This is a genomic window from Stutzerimonas stutzeri (assembly GCF_000935215.1).
In the GTDB taxonomy this organism is placed as follows: domain Bacteria; phylum Pseudomonadota; class Gammaproteobacteria; order Pseudomonadales; family Pseudomonadaceae; genus Stutzerimonas.
The window spans coordinates 1-3,059 of sequence record NZ_JXXD01000149.1; the positions used below are offsets into that span (position 1 = coordinate 1).

Annotated in this window: 3 protein-coding genes and 3 tRNA genes; all 6 read left to right on the forward strand. The window is 55.1% G+C overall.

The features are described from left to right. Window positions 1-115: 115 nt before the first annotated feature. The 6 genes from birA (at window position 116) to LO50_RS15865 (ending at window position 2,920) form a co-directional block, all read left to right on the forward strand. Window positions 116-1,063, forward strand: coding sequence for a bifunctional biotin--[acetyl-CoA-carboxylase] ligase/biotin operon repressor BirA (birA, locus tag LO50_RS15840; RefSeq protein ID WP_044315607.1), 948 nt, complete (start codon window positions 116-118; stop codon window positions 1,061-1,063). Then, window positions 1,060-1,797, forward strand: coding sequence for a type III pantothenate kinase (locus LO50_RS15845; RefSeq protein WP_041015744.1), 738 nt, complete (start codon window positions 1,060-1,062; stop codon window positions 1,795-1,797). The genes birA and LO50_RS15845 overlap by 4 nt, the downstream gene beginning before the upstream one ends. Window positions 1,798-1,821: 24 nt before the next feature. Continuing rightward, window positions 1,822-2,493: an SPOR domain-containing protein gene (locus LO50_RS15850; RefSeq protein WP_044315606.1), complete on the forward strand. Its 672-nt coding sequence runs from the start codon at window positions 1,822-1,824 to the stop codon at window positions 2,491-2,493. Between the two features lie 141 nt (window positions 2,494-2,634). Continuing rightward, window positions 2,635-2,719: transfer RNA gene (locus tag LO50_RS15855), tRNA-Tyr, on the forward strand. A 25-nt stretch (window positions 2,720-2,744) separates the two neighbouring features. Further along, window positions 2,745-2,818 (forward strand) — tRNA-Gly (locus LO50_RS15860). 26 nt (window positions 2,819-2,844) lie between these two features. Then, window positions 2,845-2,920, forward strand: a tRNA-Thr gene (locus LO50_RS15865). Window positions 2,921-3,059 lie beyond the last annotated feature (139 nt).

The window sequence follows — 3,059 nt, forward strand, 5'->3', positions numbered from 1 at the left end:
TTCCCAAACCCCCGACCCGCGTAAGCTGGTCGGGGGTTTGCTTTTGCGCGATTTAAAGACTGTGATAGGCACCTGTCGTTGGTGTCGCTATCATTCGGCCTCTTTTGGGGGTGGCATGTATAGGCTGTTAACGTTGCTTCAGGATGGGCGCTTTCATTCGGGGCGTGAACTGGGGGAGGCGCTCGGCATAAGTCGCAGTGCGGTCTGGAAGCACCTGCAACGTATTCAGGCTGACGCAGTGCTTAACCTCTATAAAGTCCCCGGGCGTGGGTACCGCTTGGCGGAACCTCTTTCGCTGCTCAATCATGAGGCGCTTGCGCCGCAACTGGAGCAGATTGGGTGGTCGCTGCATCTTTACGACTCGATTGACTCTACTAATGCTCAGGCATTGCGGCTCCTGCAGACCGTGCCACCTCCTTTTTTGGTTCTTGCAGAGGCTCAGTCTGCTGGTAGAGGGCGGCGCGGTCGTAGTTGGGTGAGTCCTTTCGGGCAGAACCTTTATTGCAGCTTGGCTATAAAGGTGCAGGGCGGTGCTAGTCAGCTTTCTGGTATGAGTCTGGTGGTCGGGCTGGCGGTAATGCAGGTGCTACATCAAGTCGGCATCTCGCAAGCGGGCGTCAAGTGGCCTAACGACGTATACGTTGATGGCCGCAAGATCGCAGGGATTCTGCTTGAGCTGACTGGCGACCCGGCGGATGTATGTCACGTAATTATCGGCATCGGCATCAATGTCAATATGATTGAGGCGGCGGGAATAGATCAGCTTTGGACATCCGTTAAAGAGCATGCAGGTATGGTTGATCGAAACGAGTTGCTGCTGACATTGGCCGCCACCCTTAGACGAAATCTGGAGCGGCATGCCCAGGTCGGGTTTGCTGCGATGAAGGGTGAGTGGGAATCTAACCATGTCTGGCAAGGCCTGAAATGCACGCTGAGTACCGGGTCTCAAGATTGCTCGGGCACGGTCTTGGGCGTCGATGATCAAGGCGGGCTCAGGATGATGATTGATGGGGGGGTGCGCTCCTTCAGTGGTGGTGAGCTAAGTTTGAGGCTTGATCAATGATTCTCGAGCTCGACTGTGGCAATAGCTTGATCAAATGGCGGGTGTTGCAAGTAAGCGGTGATGTTGCGGCTCAGGGCGCTTCTGTATCGGCCGTGGACCTCCTTAGTGCGCTCTCTGGCCTGACTGGCGTAAAGATTGAGCGTGCGCGGCTAGTTAGCGTTCGTAGCGATCTCGAGACTGAAGAGCTGTGTTCGTGCATCTCCAGTGCATTGTTCATTGACGTACAGCGCGCTCTACCAGCGCCTCGGCTTGGTGGCGTAGTGAACGGGTACCTCGAGTACGACCGTTTAGGGATGGACCGTTGGTTGGCCATGGTTGGCGCGTTCCAGTTGGAGCGCCGGGCAATGGTGGTAATCGACCTGGGGACGGCGGTCACGGTTGACTTCGTTGATGCAGAGGGCGGCCATCTGGGGGGCTACATTTGCCCTGGCATTTCTCTTCTTAGGCAGCAGTTGACTACCCATACCCGGCGCATCAGCTATACGGCAGAAGAAATCCCAATGATGCAAGGTGAGCCTGCGCCTGGGCGAAGCACTGTCCAGGCGGTTGAGCGGGGGTGCTTTCTGATGCTGCGTAGTTTTGTTGCTTCGCAAGTCCTGGCGGCCAGCGACTATCTGGGGGCTGACTTTGTAATCTACTCCACCGGTGGCGACGCAACGCTGATCGACGATATGGTCGGGGTTAGGCGGGTTCCGGATCTGGTCTTTCGCGGGCTGGCGATTGCTTGTCCCTAGCGTCACATAGAAGGTCGAGCCTGCATGCGTTGGTTATTTTTCCTGTTGGTGCTGTTGAACGTATTCTTCTGGGTGCAGCATCAGTATCAGTCACCCGTGCGCATCAAGGAGGTGGTGCCTCTTGATGCTTATGATCGGCCGACACCCAACATCACTCTGCTTAGTGAATCCTCTCCTTCGAGCCGTAAAGACGCTGGGCAACCGGCGTCGTCCGACGGTGGCTGCCTATTTCTTGGTGGCTTCGATGACGAGTCGCCTGCGCTTTCCTTGGAGCAGCGGCTTTTGAGCTTGGATATCCAGTCGGAAATACGACGGATAGATACCGAGGTCGGCGTGGATTATTGGGTGTATCTGCCGCCGCTCGCTTCCAGGCAGGCTTCCCTGCGGCAATTGCGCGAGTTGCAAAGCCGTAATATTGACAGCTACATCATTACCGTTGGTGACTTGGCTAATGGCATTTCACTGGGCATCTTCTCCCGAAAGGATTCGGCAGAGGGCGTAGTGGCGCGCTTAAGCGAGGTTGATTATTCGGCGCTGGTGCGTGAGTTGCCGAGGATGCACTCCAAATACTGGGTGCAGGTGAGCGCCGCTAGTCGTGATCAATTGGGTGATGGGGTCATGGGAAGCTTGAAAGCAGACATGCCTGCCCTGCAATTTCGCCATATGCCCTGCACTGGCATTGCATCTTCTCAATAGTTTAAATAGAATGGCGCCCGCTTCGCCGTGGGGAATCCAAGATTCCTTGGCAAGGCGGCTGTCAGTAAAGCTAACCTCAAGATTTTTATGAGGAAAAGCTTGACAGTAGGGTGGCAAGTGATGAAAATGCCGCCTCACTTTGGAGGGGTTCCCGAGCGGCCAAAGGGATCAGACTGTAAATCTGACGTCATAGACTTCGAAGGTTCGAATCCTTCCCCCTCCACCAGATTCAAGCGTAGGCTTCGGCGTTCGCGGGTATAGTTTAGTGGTAGAACCTCAGCCTTCCAAGCTGATGATGCGGGTTCGATTCCCGCTACCCGCTCCAGCTTCGGTGGTTGCGCAATGCGATTCGCTCATGTAGCTCAGTTGGTAGAGCACACCCTTGGTAAGGGTGAGGTCAGCGGTTCGAATCCGCTCATGAGCTCCAAACTCCAAAGGCAGATATGTATATATCTGCCTTTGTTTTAATGGTGGCGTGACTAGCTCAATTCAACGATGGGAGACGGTCTCGATGGCTAAAGAAAAGTTCGAACGTAACAAACCGCACGTCAACGTCGGCACCATTG